Source organism: Paenibacillus sedimenti, from assembly GCF_014534655.1.
Classification (GTDB): domain Bacteria; phylum Bacillota; class Bacilli; order Paenibacillales; family NBRC-103111; genus Paenibacillus_E; species Paenibacillus_E sedimenti.
In genome coordinates, this window is sequence record NZ_JACVVD010000028.1 from 1 (window position 1) to 23,468 (window position 23,468).

Annotated in this window: 14 protein-coding genes, 9 tRNA genes and 1 rRNA gene; 2 read left to right on the forward strand and 22 right to left on the reverse strand. The window is 46.4% G+C overall.

All coding sequences use genetic code 11. The features are described 5' to 3' along the window. Nucleotides 1–312: 312 nt before the first annotated feature. Nucleotides 313–4,104, reverse strand: a complete 3,792-nt coding sequence (locus tag ICC18_RS32595; protein WP_188178564.1) for an FIVAR domain-containing protein — start codon at nucleotides 4,102–4,104, stop codon at nucleotides 313–315. Between the two features lie 317 nt (nucleotides 4,105–4,421). Then, nucleotides 4,422–6,395, reverse strand: coding sequence for an alpha-L-rhamnosidase-related protein (locus tag ICC18_RS32600; protein WP_188178565.1), 1,974 nt, complete (start codon nucleotides 6,393–6,395; stop codon nucleotides 4,422–4,424). Between the two features lie 171 nt (nucleotides 6,396–6,566). Between ICC18_RS32600 and ICC18_RS32605 the strand changes: the two genes are divergently transcribed. Beyond that, nucleotides 6,567–7,439 (forward strand): AraC family transcriptional regulator, encoded by an 873-nt coding sequence (locus ICC18_RS32605; RefSeq protein ID WP_188178566.1) that lies wholly within the window; start codon nucleotides 6,567–6,569, stop codon nucleotides 7,437–7,439. 139 nt (nucleotides 7,440–7,578) lie between these two features. On the opposite strand, the gene ICC18_RS32610 is transcribed toward ICC18_RS32605, so the two are convergent. Beyond that, nucleotides 7,579–9,003, reverse strand: coding sequence for a family 43 glycosylhydrolase (locus ICC18_RS32610; protein WP_188178567.1), 1,425 nt, complete (start codon nucleotides 9,001–9,003; stop codon nucleotides 7,579–7,581). Nucleotides 9,004–9,035: 32 nt separating this feature from the next. Then, nucleotides 9,036–11,342, reverse strand: coding sequence for a glycoside hydrolase family 2 TIM barrel-domain containing protein (locus ICC18_RS32615; RefSeq protein WP_223193073.1), 2,307 nt, complete (start codon nucleotides 11,340–11,342; stop codon nucleotides 9,036–9,038). A gap of 121 nt (nucleotides 11,343–11,463) precedes the next feature. Between ICC18_RS32615 and ICC18_RS34950 the strand changes: the two genes are divergently transcribed. Then, complete coding sequence (locus ICC18_RS34950; RefSeq protein WP_376745685.1) at nucleotides 11,464–11,643, forward strand: hypothetical protein; 180 nt, start codon at nucleotides 11,464–11,466, stop codon at nucleotides 11,641–11,643. Between the two features lie 230 nt (nucleotides 11,644–11,873). Here ICC18_RS34950 and ICC18_RS32620 read toward each other — a convergent pair whose 3' ends face one another. From ICC18_RS32620 to rrf, 18 genes are all read right to left on the reverse strand, one after another. After that, nucleotides 11,874–12,539 carry a rhamnogalacturonan acetylesterase gene (locus ICC18_RS32620; protein ID WP_188178568.1) on the reverse strand — a complete coding sequence of 222 codons (666 nt, stop codon included), beginning with the start codon at nucleotides 12,537–12,539 and terminating at the stop codon, nucleotides 11,874–11,876. 113 nt (nucleotides 12,540–12,652) lie between these two features. Continuing rightward, on the reverse strand, nucleotides 12,653–14,716 hold the full coding sequence (locus tag ICC18_RS32625) for a glycosyl hydrolase 115 family protein (protein ID WP_188178569.1): 2,064 nt from the start codon (nucleotides 14,714–14,716) through the stop codon (nucleotides 12,653–12,655). 28 nt (nucleotides 14,717–14,744) lie between these two features. After that, the gene (locus ICC18_RS32630; protein WP_188178570.1) at nucleotides 14,745–15,623 is read right to left on the reverse strand and encodes a carbohydrate ABC transporter permease; all 879 of its coding nucleotides are present in this window, start codon (nucleotides 15,621–15,623) and stop codon (nucleotides 14,745–14,747) included. Then, nucleotides 15,623–16,576 carry an ABC transporter permease gene (locus ICC18_RS32635; protein ID WP_188178571.1) on the reverse strand — a complete coding sequence of 318 codons (954 nt, stop codon included), beginning with the start codon at nucleotides 16,574–16,576 and terminating at the stop codon, nucleotides 15,623–15,625. The genes ICC18_RS32630 and ICC18_RS32635 overlap by 1 nt, the downstream gene beginning before the upstream one ends. A 68-nt stretch (nucleotides 16,577–16,644) precedes the next feature. After that, nucleotides 16,645–18,189: a type 2 periplasmic-binding domain-containing protein gene (locus ICC18_RS32640; protein ID WP_188178572.1), complete on the reverse strand. Its 1,545-nt coding sequence runs from the start codon at nucleotides 18,187–18,189 to the stop codon at nucleotides 16,645–16,647. 71 nt (nucleotides 18,190–18,260) lie between these two features. Continuing rightward, nucleotides 18,261–20,108: a sensor histidine kinase gene (locus ICC18_RS32645; protein ID WP_188178573.1), complete on the reverse strand. Its 1,848-nt coding sequence runs from the start codon at nucleotides 20,106–20,108 to the stop codon at nucleotides 18,261–18,263. Beyond that, nucleotides 20,105–21,121 carry a response regulator transcription factor gene (locus ICC18_RS32650; protein WP_188178574.1) on the reverse strand — a complete coding sequence of 339 codons (1,017 nt, stop codon included), beginning with the start codon at nucleotides 21,119–21,121 and terminating at the stop codon, nucleotides 20,105–20,107. The genes ICC18_RS32645 and ICC18_RS32650 overlap by 4 nt, the downstream gene beginning before the upstream one ends. A 396-nt stretch (nucleotides 21,122–21,517) precedes the next feature. Beyond that, entirely contained in the window at nucleotides 21,518–21,826 is a 309-nt protein-coding gene (locus ICC18_RS32655) for a hypothetical protein (RefSeq protein ID WP_188178575.1), read from the reverse strand. A 473-nt stretch (nucleotides 21,827–22,299) separates the two neighbouring features. Next, nucleotides 22,300–22,370: transfer RNA gene (locus tag ICC18_RS32660), tRNA-Gly, on the reverse strand. A gap of 5 nt (nucleotides 22,371–22,375) precedes the next feature. After that, nucleotides 22,376–22,452: transfer RNA gene (locus ICC18_RS32665), tRNA-Arg, on the reverse strand. 8 nt (nucleotides 22,453–22,460) lie between these two features. After that, nucleotides 22,461–22,535: transfer RNA gene (locus ICC18_RS32670), tRNA-Gly, on the reverse strand. Between the two features lie 31 nt (nucleotides 22,536–22,566). After that, nucleotides 22,567–22,640 (reverse strand) — tRNA-Trp (locus tag ICC18_RS32675). A gap of 9 nt (nucleotides 22,641–22,649) precedes the next feature. Beyond that, nucleotides 22,650–22,731, reverse strand: a tRNA-Tyr gene (locus ICC18_RS32680). A gap of 32 nt (nucleotides 22,732–22,763) precedes the next feature. After that, nucleotides 22,764–22,840: transfer RNA gene (locus ICC18_RS32685), tRNA-Asp, on the reverse strand. A 30-nt stretch (nucleotides 22,841–22,870) separates the two neighbouring features. Then, nucleotides 22,871–22,958: transfer RNA gene (locus ICC18_RS32690), tRNA-Ser, on the reverse strand. Nucleotides 22,959–22,968: 10 nt separating this feature from the next. Beyond that, nucleotides 22,969–23,042 (reverse strand) — tRNA-Met (locus ICC18_RS32695). A 26-nt stretch (nucleotides 23,043–23,068) separates the two neighbouring features. Continuing rightward, a tRNA-Ile gene (locus ICC18_RS32700) sits at nucleotides 23,069–23,145 on the reverse strand. 34 nt (nucleotides 23,146–23,179) lie between these two features. Further along, nucleotides 23,180–23,296 (reverse strand): 5S ribosomal RNA (gene rrf, locus ICC18_RS32705). Nucleotides 23,297–23,468: the final 172 nt, after the last annotated feature.

Genomic DNA, 23,468 nt, shown 5'->3' on the forward strand with positions numbered 1-23,468 from the left:
ATATTTCCGTGCTAAGTGGGACGGTTCTTTCCCATACACATTTTTAAGTATACCACCTCATGAATTAACCATTAATAATTAAATATTGACAAGCTATTAGCTGGAATAGCTGAATAGGCTGCCGGATTTATTTGCGGCAGCCTACCAGTGTTATTCGTTCGTGACTCTGCCGCCTATTCATACCCCACGATGTTTTTTTACTTTGAAGATTAAAGAACCTTCTCTAGTCACAGCACGGCGCCGTTCATGTGAAGGAAAATGCAAAAAAACTGGGATAAGCAGATTTTAACTACTTAGTCCCAGGTTTGATAATTAAATGTCCCCAGTTAATCCATCTATTGCCGCCTGTAAGGATGTTTTTGCAGCAGCCACTTCCTCTAGCGTAGATTGCGGATTTTGTAATACCGCTTTAGCCGCTAATAGTGCCGAATGGAAGGCTTTCCAGCTTTCCTTGGTGTAGTTTTTTTGGTCTTTATCTTGATTTGCATCATACAATTGCTGCAGTTTTTCTTTATTTACTTCAACTTTATTTGTGCCAGTAATTACATCAATACCATCCAAAACAAATGTACCGCCTTTGATAACAAATTTAGCAGTGTGTTCGGTATCTTTAAGTCCCCGAATGTTATAAGATGTTTGTCTGTCTCCTTTGGAATAAATTCTAAAATTCTCATCAATTAATTGATCATCGATATACACGTCAATTAATGCATCCGGAGTCGATCCGAATAAATTGAACCCTGATCCTTTAAAGTCGAAGATCATACTACTGTTAGTACCATCTGCTTTAGGCGTACTGTAGATGTTGACTCCACGGTAATCCATAAAGTCTTCTTGCCTTACATTATCTTTCAGTGAAACTTTTAAGATATGCCGCTCTTCCTCCAGGCCTCTAACCGAATACATTACGCCGTCGGGATTTACGCTATAATTGCCCATATCTACACCATCAAGCTCGAAATTATATTGTGATTTTACTCCGGTTCCAGCCAGGTAATCGATTCCTGTACCCGTGAAAATAATCAATAAATACGGATCATCGTTAAAATGCGCCCAAGCATTCGTATTATTGGAGCCCCAGATGCTACCATTGTTTCTATATCCATAAACAGTATTTGTTACACTCCCAATTTGGGATGCATCTGATATGATTTCCTTTGGACCTAATCTTTTGACTGCCATTACTGGGTCAGTAGTTTCGATTTCTGCTTTTGTAAAGCTGGTATACTTTTCTTTTGCTACTACTTTAAGTGTGTGTTCTTTATCTGCTAGATTCTCTGCAGACCAGACCATCTGATGAATTTCGCTATTATTCACATAGTTCGCTTCACCGGCTAATACTCCATCCAAATAAACATCCGCTTTTCCGTTTGACGGATTCGTTATACCAAACAGCCTGATTGCAGTCCCCTTAAATGTAATTTCAAAAGAAGCCCCGGCGGATCCCCAGGTATTTACACTGTTTGATGGCCAGCTGCCGGTATAGAATACTTTGTTCAAAGTCCCTGGTACCTTGGTTGAATCCCTGAATCCTACAGTCACTCCGTTCCAAACAGGAACATCCGTTGGTGCAGTCATCTGCGTTCGGTTAAAATGCGCAAATCCGGCTTGCGTATAGTTCCATTTGCCAACATACCCGATTGGATTCCATTGGTCCGTATGGTTCAAAGCTTCTTCCTGCGTATTAAATTTCTTACCTTGCGCACTATCATATTTATCTGATTCATAAGTGTATCCTTTAATCGGTTCTACACGTAAATTATCGATTAAGGTTTCGTAATAACCGGACCCTAACGTAACTCTTCCAGCCATTACCGTTGAATCAGCGTCCGTATAAGCAGCGATTTCTTCTCCGTCAAGATATAGCGTAAATACATTTTCTTTAGCTTCAAAAGCTAAGTTATGCCAAACCTTGTTATCGAAATTTTCAATGGTTCCGCTGTTTACAACCTTCCCGAGTTTAACAATTTCGTACAATCCGTTTGAATATACACGAGCATTGTAGGGGGCATGGGAATCCGCTCCTCCGGCTTTCACTTGTCGTACCCCAATTAAGGCATAATTACTTCTTCCTTGTACTTCAGGTGTATGCGTGTCTAATAAGAAGTCATAAGAAGCTTTATAATTCACCCAGCGATGATCACCCAGAGTGGTGGTTGGGTTACTGTTAGATGCTGATCCGTCTTTTCCGCCCCAAACTGCCCAATCTGCTCCAATGATGTCAGGAGTGATTTTCTGTTGTAACATATTCCCATGGGCCTTTGCATCCGGAATTTCCAGATCCGTACGTGCTGCACTTCCGCCAGATAGCGGTTTAGTTGCTTTTTTAACAACTTCAAAAGCGGCTGTCTGGTCAGTGGTATAACGCGGTGTACCTCCGCGACGATCCACATAATCTCTGCCTTTTTCATCGGCAGGATATTTCTCGTATTCAAAATCATCCGTATATGGTAGAGATAATATGGTATCTTTTGATAAATCAACCGGTTGTGATTGATATTCAAAACCTTCAACTTCAGATTGCTTATCTAACGTTGAAATGGTTACGATTGAATACGGTTTCACTTCAATTTCATATACGCCATCTTTTGGTGTGATTTTGCTGACATTTTTAAACCAGTTCGCATCATAATTTTGTCCTTCGTCTGCCCCGCGTGTTTCCCAAACATAGACCGGTGCATTCTCTTTTCCATTTAGGTTTTTAGTATTAATTTTATATTTACGTGTATTCTTCGTATTATTTGCAAAAACAGTTGTGTAATCATCCGTTTCCGGATCTTTCAATGTTATATAATTATGAGTACTCGTATCGACATCTACACCGCCATCGAAGAAAGCTCCATCACTAAATGTTGCATCTTTAACATACATCCAGCGCTCATTTACAGGTGTGGTGTGATCGTCATATCCGACAAAGTTCATAACATGACGAACTCCTTGTAACCCGCCATCCACTTCATAAAAACCGGACCATGGATCATACGTACTAATCAGGTGCTTCGGATTATAGGAAGAACCTTCATAGAAGGCTGCAACCGAAGGTTGAAAATCAAATGAAACCGCATTAAGCGGATTGCTGCCAGCTCCTGTCCATGAATACACGGACATAATACGCGAAGTTACATCAATAATCCCTGCTTTTCCTCCGAGTCCTTTATAATTCGGCTCCATGTTTTCACGATAACGGGCATTGATCATGGGCGCAATTCCCTCGGACACCCAAACTTCTTTTGGCTTTTTGCCTTCAGCAATCAATTTATTTTGCAATTGAGTCAGTTCATTCGAGCCGGTCAATCCGTAATGGGAACTGATGACATCAATTTCATCAATCAAATCCGGATTACCCAGCAGTGCACGACTGATTGTTGCAGTATCACGATAGCCATCTGCGGCAACAAGCTTAATATTTATGTAGTCTGCATCATAATTCGGCTCTTCTTTGATTTTTGAAGTAAAGTATTTCAGCCATTCAACTTCATTTTTTCCATTATTATTTTGAGATCTTTCATTTTGAGAGATCCCGACATAATCTATTTTAAAACCATACTCATCATCAACGGCATCGATTGTCTGTTTATACCATTGGTATCGATTCTCATATTCATGGTTTGCAGCACCATTCCATGTCCAACGCGGTTCACCCCATCGCAAAATTTCGGTCGTGATATCCGGGTTGATTGATTTGGCATCGGCGGCGAATTGAAACCCTGCTCCTCTGAGCACGTTTGCTGGTTCATCTGCATAACGCATGGTTGCGGGCTCAGTTCCTGAAGATGAATTAACATCAGCACCTAACTCTACTTTGACGTGCGTTAGTCCAGCCCCTGTTTCTTTATTAAACAGCTTATTCATGATTTCCCAATATGCTTTCGGGTTCTCTTCTTTATAATCTAACAGCAAACGAGATGTATTATTAGCTGTTACCGTTCCAAAACCTTTAAATCGGTTATATGGATCTACATTGTTTCCATCAATGGTAATTGTTTTTGTGATACCTTCAGCTTTAGATATATTTGTATCCATAAAGACAACTGACCCAAATAGCATGGAAGTAGCACATAAATAATTAATCATTTTTTTCATTTTTTTTCTTTTACTTGCCATAATTATAATCCTTCCTTTCCAACACGGGATCTAAAACGTTATCTCAAACTAATCATGCGGCATTCATTGAGAAGAACGATTATCAAATGAATTTCCCCACCTCCTTTTCTGTTCAACCTTTTTAAGTATAATATTGTTAGCGTTTTCATTATTTCATATTATCTTTCGTTTTTTATACCATTATTTTGACATTTTTTAATGTTATTTTTACTAATGAGTACGATACTAGAAACGCACTGATAGTAATCGTCAAATAGCCCCTAGCGCGCCTAGCCAGTCTTAACCCTTGGTTGCGAAGGGTAAGTAGATAGCCTGGCTTAACTCAGGTTCAACCTAAAGGGAATATCCTTCGAAAGTGGATACTCCTGCCCATTAATGCGTACAATTCCTCCCGCTTTATCAGAGACAACTTGCAGCGTTTCTTGTGTCAGTTCCACGGTTACCTTACCCCCATTTACCGGAACTGTTCCCTTTATCCATTCGAATCCACCAAGCTGCGGTTCCACTATAAATGTATCGTAACCTGCTGAGGTTGGATAAACTCCAAGATAATACCGCCCCAACAAGTAGATAGGGCTCGCTCCCCAAGCATGGCATAAACTTTTGCCGTAGCGGTCACCATACATGCCATATCGATCAAGACCAGTTACTGCAGGATTATATTCCTCCCAAAAAGTGGTAGCCCCTAATTGAAGCATACCGCCCCAATAATCCTGGATCTGCCGGGTAACATATTCCAATTGACCAATCATACACATGACCTCAAGCTCGTAAAACTTAAAATATGGCGTGCTAATCTGAAGAACGGCATCATTTTGAAGAACGTTCATGATAATGCTCTCCCGTTGCTGCGGATCTGCATAATCCCATAGCAATGCAAAAATATTGGCATGACGAGTGATATTTCGTTTTCCGGATTCAAAACTGTCGATATACGCCCCTAATTCTTCGTCCCAGAAGAACTCTTTTATCTGTCTTTTTAACTGCTCGCAGCGTTTCAAATAACGCTCTTCACCAAAGCCAAGCAGTGCTCCGCAAGCCCATGTCGCTTTTAGACTTTCGGCAAACAGAATTTGTTCAGCACAGACAGCACCGGTTTTGTCAATTTCCGCCCAGTCGATGAAAACCCAATCTCCCGTTCTGCCTCGGATAAAACCGTCTACATCCGAATGCGAGATACAATAATCCATCATGGATTTCATGCGGGGATAGATAAATGAAATAAAGTCTGTATCCTTTGTCGCCTGATAATAGGCATGAATACTCATAATCCAGTAGAAGGAGTAGTCGAGAATCGTGTTGATATGCTTTACAATGGGGTCCTTTCCGCGCAATGCGATAATCGTCCGCTTGGTAATATCCGCATCAAAATAGAGGTAGTTGTTGATGAAATAGCTTTGGTAAGCGTCACCCGACCACACCCAACGGTCCCGTTTGATCCCATCCAAAAAGAACTCCCGAGAATTCAAGTGAAGCGTATATTCAGCCGTATCCCATATTCGGTTGATCATGTCATTTGAACTGGTAAAGCTTCCTATTTTGGTAAGCGGTAAATATTCATACAACGCGGTCAGTACGAATTGTTCTGTCTCCGCCCCCTGAATAAATAAATACCGGAATGCCCGTGGGGGACAGCGATACGTATCACTTCCGGCCGGAACAGCATCGATCAGAATACTGTTTTTCGTATCCATTGCCTCTTCAATTGATTCTCCGTAAAAAAGCAGAATATCCTTGGATGAATGAACATTCTCGAACAATAATGCGGCAAAGGATTCTCTTCCATAGTCGTACAGAATACCGTCCTGTGTTTCCTCAATCGATACAGGATAAATTTCCGCATAATCAAATGCAAAAATGTTGGGGTCATCCTCTTTATTCGGGTACAAGCTATTGAAGCCAGCGGGAAGCCATTCGAAACTGAAATCATTAGCCTCCCAGGACGAATTGCTCGCACTCCGTTCCCCATCCACGTAGACACAAGGCAGTCCGTCCGTACGGGCAATACTAATCTCGATCACGTGGTTACCGGTTGAAAGGATGATAGGTTGTCGAAATGCATGCTTTTTCCCATCAACCCAAACAAGTCCGATGCCATGGGCATATACCGTCATTTCTTCAGGAGTGTCGCAGTACACCTGTTTACGGAAACGTACATTGTGATAGCAGTCATCCAACCGCCAAAATGCAGGCCAATGGTAATTTCGTTCTTCCCTCCGAATGTTAAGCATCAAATGATGATAGATTTCAAAATCGCCTGGGTACCAGATCCATACGGGGCTCTTGTTCATATCGTTCTCATCCTTTCATAGCCTCGGTGGCTAAATAAGTGTAATACAGTTTAAATTATATCAACTGCATTCTCTTAGTTTCCGAGGAAAAAGACATTTTACCCCCCGTATCAGGACATAATCCTAATTTTAGGCTATACTATACTAAAAGCCAATACGAAGAAGGATCCGATGAACCATATAAATAAGGTGTTTAAAAGTCAATTTTTTCTACAGAATAATCTGCATATGTTGGTCAACCGATTTACGGAGGATTTCACGGTTCCTTATCATGAGCATGATTTTATCGAGTATTGTTATGTAGCCGAGGGAAATGGCTTTCACCATATTGAGCAGGAGACGTTCCCGATCCACAAAGGTCAGTTGTTTGTCATTCCAATTGGTGTAGCCCATGTGTTCAGGCCCGCTACGCCTGAACGGTCCAGTAAGCCACCCATTGTCTATAATTGCCTGTTTGATACCCACCTGGCAGCTCAGCTTTCGACTTTTCAAGAACAACCTATTCAAGAGCATTTGTCTTCCCTGGGAAGCAAAGCCTCATCCTACTTCTCTGTCTTCGACCGGGATGGATCTATAGAAAGCATTATGCTGAAGTTGTACCGGGAAATGTCTGTGAAAGAGACTGGTTCCAGAACTATGCTATATGCCCTTTTGAATCAACTAATCGTGACGGCTTACAGGAGAAAATATGGCGAAACAGAAAATCCTGCATGTGAGTCTGCCGACTTTAATCATGTCATTCACTACCTTGAGCAAAACTTTAATAAAGCAATCACGCTGTCTGAACTATCCCGTTTTTCAGGATGGAGCTCCAGACACCTTCAGCGCCTGTTCTTAAAGCATACCGGACAATCATTCGGATCCTTTCTTCATAATCTGCGTATCCAGAAAAGCTGTGAAATGCTGCGTAGCAGCAGTCTAAAGATTGGCTTGATTTCTGATTTAGTCGGTTATCTCAGCATCGACTCATTCAACATTGCATTCAAAAAAACTGTTGGGCTTACGCCTACGGAATACCGTAAATCTTCTTATTCGCCAAGGTAAGCCCTTTTGCATAACCGCTTAGGTCAACGCAAAAAAGCCCTTGTGACAGAAATCTACCGGAAAATGGGCACAAAACACCTATTCTCTCATAAATTCCTTCACAAAGGCATCATACTCGGCTTTGCCCCTAACCTACCAATCACACTTCAATCTTACGGTATCGAAATCGCGAAAATTCAGCCTCTCCGTTACCTGCCGCATAAATGCCTAGACGAAGGCCAATAAATTCACCAAACGTATTATGGTTATAACCTGAGACCTCCATCGCTGAAGGATGCCGATTCCACATACTACCATCGGTACTGTAAAACATCGTCACTGTATGGTGATCGTTCCTAAGCTTCAAATGAAGCCGGCAGCCCAGGCCTCGTGCAGGATTGCCTTTGATACCTCGCCGATGTCTATAAATTTCTTGCTCCGTAAAGCTGATCCCCGCATAACAGCGGTCGTTATAGAAGAGCACAAGTCCTGCTTCAGCTTCAGGCCCGACCTTAATCTCAACTTCAGCTTCATAGGCCCGGTCGGGTGGAATGATGACGAGCGGTGCTGAATCCGCTGGTGAATCCCCTTTGGCCTTCAGCTTCAAGACGCCGCCGCCTACTTCATAACGTTCAGGATCCAGTTCCTTATAAAATCTCCACTGCCAACCGAGTGCAACACCTTGGAAATCGTCAGACAGCTCCGGAGGATTCCCTCGCTCCAGCTTCATCTCTCCGTCCGCATCTTGCGATACGATCGGCCAGCCGTCTTCTGTCCACTCGATAGGGTCCAGCAAGGTTTGCCTTCCAAGCGTGTAATAATCCTTTTCATAGGCATGATAGACGAAATACCATTTTCCATCAGGTGTATCGATAAGCGTACCGTGCCCCTTGGACCACCAGCGTTCTTCCTTCGACCAAGTATGCACAAGAGGATTATAGGGAGAGTTCTCCCAAGGCCCTAAAGGATTTTTGCTCCTGGCTGCAACCGCCATATGGCTCGTCGCAGGACCAGCTGTTCCGCCTTGTGCGCAAATCAAATAATAATAATCGCCTCGGACTAGTAGTTTTGGGGATTCGAGAGCCATCCCGTCCACAACCCATTCCTCAGGGATTGGCCACCCTTCATAAACCGTTTGTAAGTCGCCTGCAGCGGAAAGGCCGTCCGGGGCTAAGGAAACAGCCCTTCCGTAGTTTACATACAGGTACCGCTGCCCATCCGGCGCTAGCAGGTGCCCCGGGTCAATCCCGTCTACTCTCAGATCAATTGGATCGCACCAGGGACCTTCCGCTTTCTCTGCATAGATAACATAATTCGTTCCGTTAGCGGGAAAGTAAATGTAAAAGAGTCCGTTCACATAGACCAGATCCGGTGCCCAAACATCTCCGACATAAGTCTGGAGAGCATGGCAAAGGGGAACCCAGTCGGTCAGATTGCGGGAATGCCATACGAGAAGCCCTGGAGCATACATGAAAGACGAGTGTGTCATGTAATAATCTTGACCTACCCGGACTATGGAAGGATCGGGATAATCACCCCTTAGAATATCGATCGGATAGGTTGCGTTTAATTTCGAATTGGACATGGTCCTTATACACCTCACAGAAGAATCATACACTAAATCACATTGATAACCAGGTGAGCAGGATACATACCTTCTGAAACCGCGGATAATACGATAAGCCCTTTTTCACCTGTAAGCCGAGTAACCGTACTGACACATCCATGATACATATGCATTTCATTATTGTCATAGGGTTCACTTGAACAGAGATCGCCATTATCCACACCAACGAGTTCTGCCGGCCCCGTAACGCTGAAGACGACCTTTGCACTTTCGCGAAATACTGGTATTCCCTCCGAGTCTTTTGCCCGAACGGTGAATAACTTTTCATAACCCTCACTTGCTTCCAGATTGATTTCTTTAATATCAAATCCAAGTCTGACGGCAGGTCCTGCTGTTTTTAACGTATACTGACATACCTCTTTGCCGTTGATTAAGCCCCTTACAGTTACGGTTCCCGGTGTATACGGCAGATAGCCTGTTATCATTCGGTTTGGATAGGAGGATGGTTTTTTTACATAAAATTGTTTCCCGTTCAGCTCAATGGTCACTTCTTCACAATTCGTAGCGATCATGTATGGAATTACGGCCTTGTTAAACTGGGGAAAGTCCCAATGACTTGCATATCTTGGAGCATCCCAGTGTTCCTTAACTCCCTCATCCTGCAAAGAATAGTCCATTACTGCCATATATACCATCGGTTCCTCTGACCAATAGCTTTGATAGAGCCAGGACATCGGCTTGCGCTCATGATTTGTCCAGAACAAGGAACCCGTCCATCCCTTGGATGGATATCCCATCGATTCGCCCAAATAATCGATCCCTGTCCAAAGCATACCGCCGATCACATAATCATATTTTTCGACGTCCATCCAAGGAACTTCCTCACTGAAATTCATCATTTGATCAGGATGTCCCTTAAAATATTGGAATGTTTCCGATCCTAATATTAATTTATCCGGAATTGCCTTGTGGATTGCAGGATACCATGGTTCCTGATAGTTGCAAGATATCACATCAACATGCTCCGCAATCCTCCGGACCCGCTCCACTCTTTCGTCTAAATCATAAATTTCCGTATCATCCACTTCATCTACGAACTTTTGAATATCGATCACTTTCGAAATGTCCACTTTGCTCTCGTATTTAAAATGGGGGTTCATGGCATAAGTAACCGGTCTTGTATCATCCATTGTTAACAAATGTTCCTTCAGCATTTTCAGCAGCTTCAGCATCGATGCTTGGGCTTGATTTTCAACCTCGTTTCCCACACCCCACATGAATATACACGGATGGTTCCGGTCCCTTTTCACCATGCAATCCAAATCACGTTTCCATTCCGTCTCGAAATATCTCCTATACGCACCACCTGTCCATTTGTCAAACGGTTCCTCATATACAAGAAATCCCATTTCGTCACATATATCCAAGAATTCTGCTGCAAAGATGTGGTGTGCGGTACGAACGGCATTGCAGCCAATTTCCTTAAACTTGGTAAGCCGCTCTCTCCAGATTTCCGGCGGTACGGCAATTCCCAGACAGCCTGCGTCCTGGTGAATACATAGCCCTTTCACCTTGGTCATTCTGCCATTGATGAACATCCCTTTGCCTGCAACCATGTTGATTTCTCTGACACCAATTCTCAATCCAACCGTATCAACGATTGCATCCCCTTCATATAGGGACAATTCCAACTGATATAAATGGGGCTGTTCAGGACTCCATAACTGGACATTGGGTATCTCGATACAGATCATTCCGTTATCCGATTCACCTGTATAATGCACATTGTCAACTGAGATACATGCTTTTACCAAAGAGGAGACTCCGGTCATAATGGTAATTACGCCGGTATCGCCCTGAATGGCGGTTTTCACTTGAATGTCTTCGAGATTGAGGTGATGCTTATATAATTCCAACAACTTGACGGTCCGGTAGATCCCTGCCCCGGAATACCATCTGTCTGCGGGAAAAGAAGTGTTGTCCACCTTGACCAGGATCTGATTATCTCCTGCATGAATGAAGTCTGTAATATCCAGCGTAAATCTGGAGTAACCGTACTTCTGTCCGCCCACTTCTTGACCATTCACCCATACCGTACTGTTCTCATAAACACCGTCAAATTGCAATTGGTAAACATAATCCTCTTTGATCGCTTCCAAACGAATATTTCGTCTGTACCACCCGATCTCCCATCGGTCTCTAAAGCCTTGATCCTTTCCCTGCCTCATGTCTCGTATTATTGGAGCATGAATGGCCCAATCGTGAGGAAGCTTAACCGGCTTGAAGTTTTGGTCTTCCGGCTTTTTTAATGTAAACTCCCAGCCATCCATGATTTTTGTCTCAACTCTGTACATCATATCCATCACAACCTTTTCCGAATTTCACATGTACACTTTGGTTCTTGCAGGTGATAACATGAAAAGGCTTTTCCCTGTCATGACGGATGGAAAAACCTTTCGAATTAAAGAAGGTATGGCTATGCTTTTGTTAAAAGGGATATCCCATGAGTATTATGCCGTCAGTCCAACCTGGATTGTGGATTGGATTGTCTTCGACGGTCATCAAGTGGAACTGACATTGTGCAATATACTTCTATCAATCCCAACAATAGCACATCCGACCAATATTTCAGACTCAAACCATTATTCAATTATATAGAACAATACTTTGACAAACCTCTCACTCTGGAGGCTATGGCTGATGTCATCGGCGTCACGCCACAGCACTTATGTACGCTTTTAAAAAAAAAAAAACGAATATAAGAATAAAAGAAGTTGCTATGATGGCATTGTCACCTCAATACTGAAGATTATCCATGTTATCTACTCATCGTTCGTAAGATGTGTATATCATAGTCGTTTGGATAGCAGAGTGTCCGAGTTGACTTCTCAACCAATTTTCAGGTTTAGCTTGATGATGGCATCGGCCACCATTCTTGCGACAGCCTCGGCACCTTGCTCATTCAAATGCGTATTGTCTTCGATCCCTTCCGGGTAATTCGGATGCTCGCCCGGGCGCAGCCAGGTCAGCCATTCTCTCGATTTGGCGTCTCCCATTTCCTTGAATGCAACGGCACTTCGGCCGCACAAATCGATGAAAGGGACTTTTTCCTGAACAGCTAGCGCTTCCATCGATCGAGGAAAATCGCCGTGCGTGTTAATCAAAAGACCGTCAACGTCAAAATGTCTGCGGCAAAGAGGTGAGATGAGTACGGGATGAGCCCCCTTCGCACTCGCTCCGTCGATATATTGCCGCAAATACCGATGGTACGTGCTCCAAGGACTTGTATGTCTTTCGGCATCTTCCTTACTGTCGTTGTGACCGAATTGAATGAACAAGTAGTCGCCCGGCTTGATCATTTGTAAAATTTCTTCGAGCCTTCCTTCCTCGATAAAGCTCTTGGAACTTCTCCCGCACACGGCCTTATTCACAACCCGAACGGAATCGGGAATAAATAAATGGAGCTTATTCCCCCAACCCTGCATGGGGTACGATTTAGGCGGATAATCCGCCATTGTCGAATCGCCAGCCAAGTAAAACGTTTGTTTTTCCAAAGCATCCACCACCATAACTTCTTTTTTACTTCAGTCTTGCAAAAAGCGCCGGGTTGAAGATTCCAGCCACCGGCGCTTTTTGTTTTACAACCACATTTTTCCGTAAAAGGCGCCTAGACGCCGAACTTGTCCGCGAGCCTCCGGGCCAGCTCATCATCCGAAAGAGGATTGCGGTGCGTGTTTTCCAAGTAAATATATTTCTCCGTCTCCGGCATTAGAAACTGCTTGTACCACGCGAAGAAATCGGGGCTGTCGCCGTGCACGCGAAGCCAGCGGCGAAGCGTGTCCATGTTTTGCACCGTGCTTTCGATATTCGTCAGCCAGTCCGCCCGGAAGAAATGGGCCCACTTCCCATGCTCGGCTTCCTGCAGTGCGATCCGGCCCTTCCGATACTTCCACATCGCTTGCGAAGCATACACAAACGCTAGAGGGTAGTCTCCTACCTGGTAAGCGGCGTACGATTTCCCCAATGCTTCAAAGCCCTCGCAGCCGGATAAATGCAGCTCTACATGCAGCAGCAAATGATCCTTCAGCCGAAGGTGATCTGATTTCGCAAGCGCAGGAAGCAACCGTTCGATTCGCTCCTTCAGCTCGAGCCAGCCCGGAATGGCTTCGGCACACTTCCGGCGAAACCACTCGACTTGCTCCGGAAAATCAACGTCTCCCGACGCCCAATACAAGCGGACATTCGATTGATCCGATTTCCCCTGAAGCCAATGTCCGACGATGATGCGGGCCGGATGATGATAGAACTCATCCCCCGCCCGATCGTCTTCGTTAGGACCATACGGAATCGTCCGCCGTGCATAGTCGCGGAACATTTCGGCGATTTCCGGAGAACCCGAGGAGAACAACCGGCTGACAAACGCTTGAAGGTGCTCCTCCACATCTGCTTCTCCCCGCATCCACAGCTCCCGTATCAAGTCCAGCGTATAGACGTGCGGCCGGATGTTGCCGCTATTCACAAGCACGTAATCATTCGCGCGGGCTTGAAATGCTTCCACTACTTCATCTCTTATCAAATCTGCAGAAGCCGGGAACAACGTCAAATGATTGGAAGCTTGCAGGTCGTGAAACGTTACATGGTAGTAGATGCCGTGTCTGCCGGCATCCGCCGGATCAGGCAAAGACGGAATACGCAGGTTTTCGTTCCCGTTGCGGCGGGACACCATCTTGCCGTACCCGTTGTCCGCCCAAACCTTGATGATATCGTCCGGAATGGAAATATGGCCGGCTTTGTACAATTCGGAGATCTCCCCGTACAACGCCACGCAGCAATATGGATTGGCTACCTTGCCGCGAACCATATCATATTGCTTGCGCACGACTCGGCTGATCATCTCTCCGCGCTTCTCCGGCGTGTCGAATGCGGGATCCTGAATCCAAAAAGGCTGGTCTCCTTGTCCGCGGAAAGATAGAACCCAAACAATGTTGCGGTCCTTTTGCTTCTCAATAGCTTCCTCCCATAACGTCTCGAACAGCTCCGGGTTCTCTTGATAGCTTGCTATCTTTCCTTCATAAGCTCTCAGAAACATCTCGGCGCCTAAAGGCTCGGCATGGTGGTGGGTAACCCATAGTCCCATCTCCGCAGCAACGTCGGCATGCACGCCGTGCTTCGGCAGGTCGGTGCCGGGAATGACCATATTCCCTCCACAACGCAGAAGCGCTTCAAAAACAGGCTGCCATACCTCGCGGGTCGGCGGGTATTCGTCCTTCCAGCCGATCAGGCATACCTCATCGTTGACGAACCAGCCGCGGAACCGGACAAACGGTTCCGGCGAATCGTAATTGTCTGTCGGAATCTCCACACGGCTGAGACGCTTGGGAGGAAGATCCGCCCAGAACCAGAACGGATCGACGCCGAGATGCTTCCCGCTGTATTTGAGCATGCCGTAGACCAGGCCAAGATCGTCGTTTGCTGCAATATGAAGAGCCGTTCTGCCGCCGTCATTGACGAAGCGGAAGCAGAACGCCTCCGGCCTGTCCGGGCATCGGTCTTCGGGTACCGCGTAGCGGATCACGACGTCTGCCGGCTCATCCGCCGCCGGGATGTGCTTCGGAGCGGCGCCCAGCACCTGCGCATGATCCCTCTCCACCATCTTCCAAGCGTGAAGGACCGGTGAAGGGGGATCCTGCGGAATGCGGTACGTCGTATGCTGATCAATGATAAATGCCATCTGTATCCTCCCTTTATCTATAAACCCGTCAGCCTTTCACCGAACCGAGCAGAAAGCCTTTATTGAAATGCTTCTGAAGGAAAGGGTATACGACCATCATCGGCAAAGCGGAGACCACAATCGCTGCCATCTTTGCTCCCGGCGTGTAGACGATCTCTTCTTGCACCTGGGTGGCGGTTTCGGCTATGGATTGATTTAGCACAAGCATCTGCCGCAAAAATACTTGCAACGGCCACATGCCGGAGTCGTTCAAATAGATCAGCGCCGAAAAATACGTGTTCCAATAGCCGACCATATAAAACAGCACGAACGTAGCAATGGACGCCTTGGACAGAGGGAGCATAATGGTGAAAAACATTCTCCACTCCCCGCAGCCATCCACGCGCGCGGATTCTTCCAACTCATAAGGTATCGATGAAAAGAAGCTTCTCATGACGATCAGATAGAACGGAGCGACAGCTCCCGGGAGCCACAAGGACCAGAACGTATCGATGAGCCCGAACTGCCTGATGACCAGATAGGTCGGGATCAAGCCTCCGGAGAACAGCATCGTGAATACGACCATAAAGTTGATAACATTCCGTCCCTTAATCCATTTCTTGGATAAGCCGTATGCCATCAATGTCGTTACCGATATGCTGATTGCCGTGCCGACCACTGTAATGATGACGGCGTTCTTGAAGCTGTTCGCAAAACTATCGTTCTTGAGCAGGTACAAATACGCGTCCCACGTCCACTCCCTCGGTATGATAAAGAAGCCGCGGGTCAAATATTCTTTTTCGGTAGCAAACGACGTCATCAGTACATAAAGAAGCGGGAATATGACTGCCGCCCCCCATACGATAAGCACTGCGTATACGAGAACATCGATGTACCTTTCCTTCCCGGTTAAACGGCGGATGCTCATCAGTACACCCCCTCCCTTCCCGACCGTTTCGCAATGGCGTTCGCGGAGAGCACCAGCACAAGCCCGACGACCGATTTGAACAGACCGACCGCCGTCGTGTAGCTATATTCCCCCTGTTGAACCCCAACGCGGTAAATGTAAGTGTCAAACACGTCCGATACCGCAAGATTGAGCGGGTTCTGCAGCAGAAATATATGCTCGAAGCCGACATCGATAAAGCTTCCGAGACGGAGGATAAACAGGATGAGAATCACATTGGCGACAGACGGCAGCGTTATGTGCCAAATCTGTCTCCACCTGTTCGCTCCGTCCATGACGGCGGCTTCATACAGCGACGGATCGATGGAAGCGAGAGCGGCCAAATAGATGATCGCGCTCCAGCCCACCTCTTTCCAAATGTTCTGCAGCAGCCAGATCCAGCGGAACTGATCCGGATCGTTCAACCCTTGATACCTCGGAAGACCAAGTGATTCCAGCAGCAGGTTGACCCCGCCGAATTCGCTGGCGAACAGGACGACGGTGATCCCGACAACGACGATCATCGAGATGAAATGGGGCAAGTATACGATCGTTTGCAGCGTCGACTTGAACCATCTTAAACGGACCTCGTTAAGAATCAGCGCGAAGAGAATCGGCGCGGGAAAATAAAAGCAAATGTCGATTAGATTGAGAATGAGCGTATTTTTTAGCAGTGTCATAAACTGCTGCTCGGTGAACAGGCGGACGAAATGATCGAACCCCACCCATTTGCTGCCCCAGACTCCGCGGAACGGACTGTACTTCTGGAACGAAATGACAACACCGAACATGGGCAAATACTTAAAACAAATGATCGCCAGAAACCCCGGCAAGATCATCAAGTATATGGGGAACGCCCTTTTAATGTAATGGACGAAGGCTGAAGAAGCCCTTATTTTGCTACCTGTACTCAATTCGGTTGCGGACGACCTCATGCTGTGCCACCTTTCCTTCTGGAAAAATCGGTCGGCCGCATCCGATCTGCGGCCGACATGTTGACTGATTATTTGCTCTTATATTTAGCGTAGGCATCGTTCATTTCTTGAATGATCTTATCGCCGCCGCCCGCTTTCCAAGCTGTGATCGCTTTGTCGATACTGTCAACAGGCTCCTGCCCGACCACGATTTTGAGCTGGGTTTCCTTGAATTTCGTTTCGAGATCCTTCCATTGCTTATTGTAAGTTTCCGAAAAGATTTCCAAGCCGGCGGACTCGTTCTTCCAAGGATATTTGGCATTATTCGCATTGAAGGTCGCGTCGAATTTAGCGGTTGCTTGGTCGGTCCATTTGTGGATAAAGTAATTCGGATCGGTGCGCCAGAAGAACCAGTTATTCATAATCCGGGGCAGATCGGTATCGCCGAGCGGTGTTTGCTTATAGGTGCCATCAGACTCTTTCGTATAATGAACGCCATCGATCCCGTTCCTCATAATATCCGTACCTTCGTCGGTCGTCCACCAGTCGAGCAGCTTTAGGAGGCGTTCCCGCTTCTTGGTGTCCATTTTGGCGTTAAGCACGACTTTATTGGCGCCGGTTAAGCCCGTTGGATTGCCGCGAAGACCAGTAGGGCCGATCGGCGGAGCGAGCTGGATCAATTCTGCGTTCGGGTCGATTTTCTTCAGCTTATCGTTATCTTGCCTGAGACCAAGAGGGTGGTGGGTCCAAATGCCCGCCTTTCCTCCCTGGAACAACTCATAGGTATTCACGCCTTTCCTGCTGATAAAATCCTTGTCCATTACACCTTCTTCATACATTTTGCGAAGATAGCCGAGGAATGCCTTCTGCTCCTTGGACTGCACAAACTGGGGGATCAGTTTGCCGTTCTCCAGCTTCCAGCCGTTGGCAAGACCAAAAGCTGCCCGCAATTGAGCGGTGTTCGCCCCCAAATCCTGGTCTGTGGCGAAACCTATCGTATCTTTTTTCCCGTTCTTGTCCGGATCGTTCTGCGCAAACGCCTTCATGATCTGATAAAATTCATCGACGTTAAACGTGTCATCCTTCGGCATCTGCAGCCCCACGTTGCGGATCCAATCAGCCCGAATCTGATAGCTATCTCGGATCTCGACTCCCCACTGCGGCATACCGTATATCTTCCCTTGCGGATTCAGCAACTTCCAATGTTCATCCGAGAATGCCTTGGCCAGATTCGGATAATTTTTCAGATGAGGGGCTAGATCCAGGAAAATCCCCTCTTCCTGCCACTTGACGAAATTGTCCGATGTGATCCTGTACATGTCAGGCAGGTCTCCCGAGGCCGCAAGCACATTCAATTTGTCCTTGTATGTCGGGCCGTCCGTCCACATGATCTTCATCTCAATGTTAAACTTCTCGTTCAAATACTTGACCGTTGGGTGATCCTCCCGCCATTTCCCGCCGCTCCACGATTCCGGCATGAAGCTGATGGTCAGCTTTTCTTTCATGCCATCCGCGGCACCGGCCTTGTCCGTCTTTCCTCCGGCGTCTCCCGCTTGTTGTCCGTTCCCGGAACAACCGGCTATAACGCCTGCAGCCAGAACCCCTGTAAGAAGAAGCGCTATTTGTTTTCTCAACTTTTGACCCCTCCTGTAATTGTTTTCAAGTTCATTGTAGATCATAAGGAGCCCTTTGTTTTTTCAACATTTTACGATTCGTTATCCGATTTCACTTTTTTGTAGGGAAATCGGATGAAGACGACCGTCCCCCTCGCCGGGAACGACTCGATGCTCACACCGTACCGGCCTCCATATTGCAGTACAAGTCGCGCATGTACATTGGCAAGGCCGAGCGAATCCCTTGCAGCATAATGGCCGGCGGCTTGCTGCTCGCCAACGTGGGCCAGAGAGCGCCTGAGATCCTCGAGCTTGTCCCGCAGGATTCCCGGGCCGTTATCCGCTACCTCGAGGATCAGGTCGTCCCCTTCGTCGAAAGCATTAATCAGGATGGCTGCATTTCCGTTCATCGGCTCCACCGCATATTTGACCGCGTTCTCCACAATCGGCTGCAGGGAAAGCTTAACCAGCCGCACCTCCAAGAACTTCTCGTTGACGTAGACCTGGCTTTGAAAGTTTTGCTTAAACCGAATGTCAATAATTTCCAGATACTTTCTCAAATGGTCGATCTCTTCGCGCAGCGTCACTTCCAGCGGTTCCAGCTTGGCGGTGTACCGGAAAAATGCTGCCAGATTGCCGGCAATCTTCTCGATCCGGGGAACCTCCTCCAGAAAAGCGATGCTCCGAATGATATCCAGCGTGTTATATAAAAAGTGCGGATTGATCTGCCCTTGCAGCGCTTTGATCATCGCATCCTTCTGCCGAACCTCCAACTGCATCTCCCGCAGTTGATACCTGTACACGTCATCGATCAGGTCGTTCAGCCGTCCGATCATCTGGCCGAAACTGCGGTTCAAGCTCTGCAGCTCATCTTTTCCGGGATGATATTCGACCTGGACGGCCAAATTGCCCCTCTCCACTTCATGCATGACCTTCTTTAGGCGGACTACGGGCTCCATCAACAGCTTGGCCAGGATCGGTACGACAAGAATGACGAACAAAAACAGGAAGAGCAGCACGATCAGCATCGATTTGGTAGCGACGTTCAAGCCGGTTGCCATTTCTTGTAGCGGTACCAAGGCGACAATTCGCCATTCGGTGAATTCCGACCTGGTAAAAGTGATTAAATAATCCTTGCTCCCGACCTTCTGCAAGATATCGGGTTCGGTCAAGCGAAAATCATTGAGCGGCGTATTCGATATCGCGCGGCCGAGCAGGATTGCTTCCGGGTGATGCACGATGGTATCCGAGGAAGAGATGATGATGAATTTGCCGGTTTCGCCAATCGACGTTTTGCCCATAATCTCTTTAATCTCGGACAATGAAAGGTTGATGACCAACCTGCCGACAAGACGTACGTCCTCTATGCTGTACACCGGAATCACCAGAGAGACGATCGGAATCTGGTAAGGATAAGACTTATATGTCGGGATGACAACAGTCTTCGCGGTAAAAGGCAAACGAAGCCACGGTTCATTGGAGCGGTACTCGACCTGTCCGTTCGAGGAAACGAGCTCACCGTCCTCCTTCATGAGAACAAGACTTTCAATTTCAGAGTAATTGATCGCGATATAGCGGCGAAGGGTGTCCTCGATGACTAGCCGGTTCGACAAGGTCAGAGGCTCCTTGCCGGTAAGCCATGATTGGATCGCCCCGGCTTCCATGTTCGGTTGAAAACCTCTACCGATCGAAGGCAGCGGTCCGGCGATGACGGCAGAGGTGGATTGGATCAACTGCTTGAAATAGCGGTCGATTTGGTGATTCAGACTGGCGGAGGAACCTCTTGCGATATTATAGAAGTCCTGGGTTGTCGCCCGGGTGTAGTAAAATTGCGCCGTCACCGCTATTGTCAATACCCCGAGCAGACTGACCGTCAGGAATGCGACGATCATCTTCTGCTTAATGGAAAATCGATACAAGTAACGTTTGAACTGATTCATGGCCCCATCCGCTTTCGGAACGTATTGGGGGAAACGCCTACCGAGCTTTTAAATACCCGGATAAAATAAGGCTGTGTGGCGAATCCGACCCGTTCGGCTATCTCATAATTTTTTAGCTGCGTCTCGAGCAGAAGCTGCTTCGCCTTTTCAATTCTCACTTCCTGAATGTACTGAACCAGAGTGCGTCCGGTGCATCTTTTGAACCATGCGCTGAAATACGAAATACTCATGTTGGCGTATTGAGCCATTTCCGTTAATGAAATATCCTTCTTAAAATGAGTTTGGATGTAATCGCATACACGTTTTATGATATGATTGGTATTCGATTTGCTCTGCTCCGCATAATGCATAATCAGAACAACGGCCAATTGGTTGAAATAGCGAAGTATCGCGGCATCCTCCGCACCCTCCGGAATCGTCGAAACGGTTTGTCCCGGCGATAATTCCTTTATCATACCGGTGAGCTTCCATTCGAAAATGCGGAGCAAATTCATTCTGGCGGCCGGATTGATATGTTTGAGCTTCAAGACGGAATCGATGAGATCCGACATTTTTCGTTGAACTGATTGGGAGGCATTCTCGCCGATGGCGCTCACAAGTTGCTGGAATCTCGACATATAGGAGCTGATTTCCTTCAGTTTCCCCATGCTTTGTTCGGATTTGCTCAGCGCCTCCCGGAGCAGTTCAAAATCCACCGGCTTCAGTAAATATTCGGTAACTCCGTAGCGAATCGCTTTTTGTGCATATTGGAAATTATCATACCCGCTGATGATGATGTATATCATCGGAATTTCATGCTCATGGATTTTTTGGATCAGCGACAGACCATCCATCTTTGGCATCATGATGTCCGTAATTAGCACGGTCGGCCATAACTCTTGAATCAATGCCCAAGCTTCTTCCCCATTTGTCGCTTCCGATACGGTGATCGTTCCTTCTCCGATCCGATTCACCATCTCGACGACGGAGTTTCGGATCCAAGGTTCATCTTCTGCCACTAGTATATGATACATAGCCATCCCTCCGGTACGGTTGTATCTCTATTGTAGCAAATTAAAGTTGTCTAATTTTCCGTTTTTTTATCCGATTTTCTATATTAAATAATGGAAAGGCAGTTCCGATCTTCGTTCATAGAAGTAACTTCCAATTCAATACGGGGGAAAACCATATAAAGTAAAAATGACGATACAACTGGATGCGTCATATAAACGCAATTGGCTGTACCGTCAAATGCAAACGCTATCAAATGCAATTGTAAGAATCAAGGACAAGCTCCTTCTTTCCCTGTTCCAACGATATTTTATATGTCAGTTTGATACCTAAAAAGTTGCATCCTCCGCCCATATCGGGATGGCCGTTTAATACCATTTAATATAAATTATCATTGCTAAAAAAGAAGTAGCTTTAGGCTACTCCTTTTTGTTTAAAGGAATTTCAGCAATAACGTCGTTCCCCATAAGCACAAGCAATGTTGAATCAAGCGCCGATTTTCTTACCCCTTCAAAATCAGAACCTTTTTTAATAGCGTATTCAAGACTAAGAGTCGATTCTTTTTTTGCCCTAAAATTCCCGGAATGATTGCCACCACGTAATTGCATCTTTATATACTTTGTGTTTTGTTCAAGTTCCATTAAAGAAGCCAACGCTGGATTTGGTCTTACCGCGAAATTCAACCCATTTCCATGATAAAACATATGATGACCAGGCGAATTAGGCATTCTCCTTTTAGTATATAAATTCTCTTATCGGTAAGATGTCTCCATTTTTGATAACTCATCCAGGTATTTAAAAGTTATTATTTATAATCCGTATTGACGATATGGCTTATCCTATTATATTCGGGCTATTTATTGCAAGTTATCCGGAGGATAGAAGCTTGTTTTTCAAATTGTTTTACTATTGCTCGTACTGCACCGTAATAACCGTTGTTGAGTGTGAGAAAGCGTAAGAGAAGCCACTTCTTGTATATAAGGTTGCCTGCAAGGACTCAATCGAATTAAACTCCCTGGTTGCTACCGAAAAACCGCCTTCCGGTTTCGTCCACTTATATTTTCCTCATTGCTATGAAAAAATCCGCTGCGGTTTTTCTATTCATTAAATAAACCACCCAAAAAACTCGGTCGAACCCTTGTGGGTTCTCATCCCTCCTAAAACCGAAAAAAGACCACCAATAAGGTGATCTTTTTCATTAAGCGGATGATGGGAATCGAACCCACGCTACCAGCTTGGAAGGCTGGAGTTCTACCATTGAACTACATCCGCAGGAGTGGCGTGCCCAGAGAGATTCGAACTCCCGACCTTTTGATTCGTAGTCAAACGCTCTATCCGGCTGAGCTATGGGCACCTATCAAATGGAGCGGAAGACGGGATTCGAACCCGCGACCCTCGCCTTGGCAAGGCGATGCTCTACCCCTGAGCCACTTCCGCGAAAAGATTGCATGAATAATGTGTTCCTCATTGGCAGGGGCAGCAGGAATTGAACCCACACCAAAGGTTTTGGAGACCTTTGTTCTACCTTTAAACTATGCCCCTAACATGAAATGGAGGCTGATGGATTCGAACCACCGAACTCTGAGAGAGCAGATTTACAGTCTGCCGTGTTTAGCCACTTCACTAAGCCTCCATGTTACTAAGATATAACCGCATATGAAATAATGGCGGAGCCGACGGGATTCGAACCTGCGATCTCCTGCGTGACAGGCAGGCATGTTAGGCCTCTACACCACGGCTCCATACTTAACTAATAAAAAGGGAAATCAATACGGAGAAAGAGGGATTCGAACCCTCGCACCACTTGCGCAGTCTAACCCCTTAGCAGAGGGTCCCCTTGAGCCACTTGGGTATCTCTCCAAGCAATGAATAGCGGCGGAGGGGCTCGAACCCCCGACCTTACGGGTATGAACCGTACGCTCTAGCCAGCTGAGCTACGCCGCCATAGACTAAAATTTCTAAATGCTTTGTGGTGGGCCCTAGTGGACTCGAACCACCGACCTCACCCTTATCAGGGGTGCGCTCTAACCAGCTGAGCTAAGGGCCCTCTTTCATAAAAAAAGCCCACCGAGTGGGTCTTCGCTTGGCAACGTTCTACTCTCCCAGAACCCTTCGGTTCAAGTACCATCGACGCTGGAGGGCTTAACGGTCGTGTTCGAGATGGGAACGCGTGGATCCCCTCCGCCATCATCACCAAACGATCAAAGTGCTTGCTTGCACCCTGAAAACTAGATACGAAACTTGCGTAAAGTGTGAATGTTGCAGTGCTACGTATGTATACGTAGATGCTTACCTCTAATTGAGGTGTATTGGTTAAGCCCTCGACCGATTAGTATTCGTCAGCTGCATGCATTGCTGCACTTCCACCTC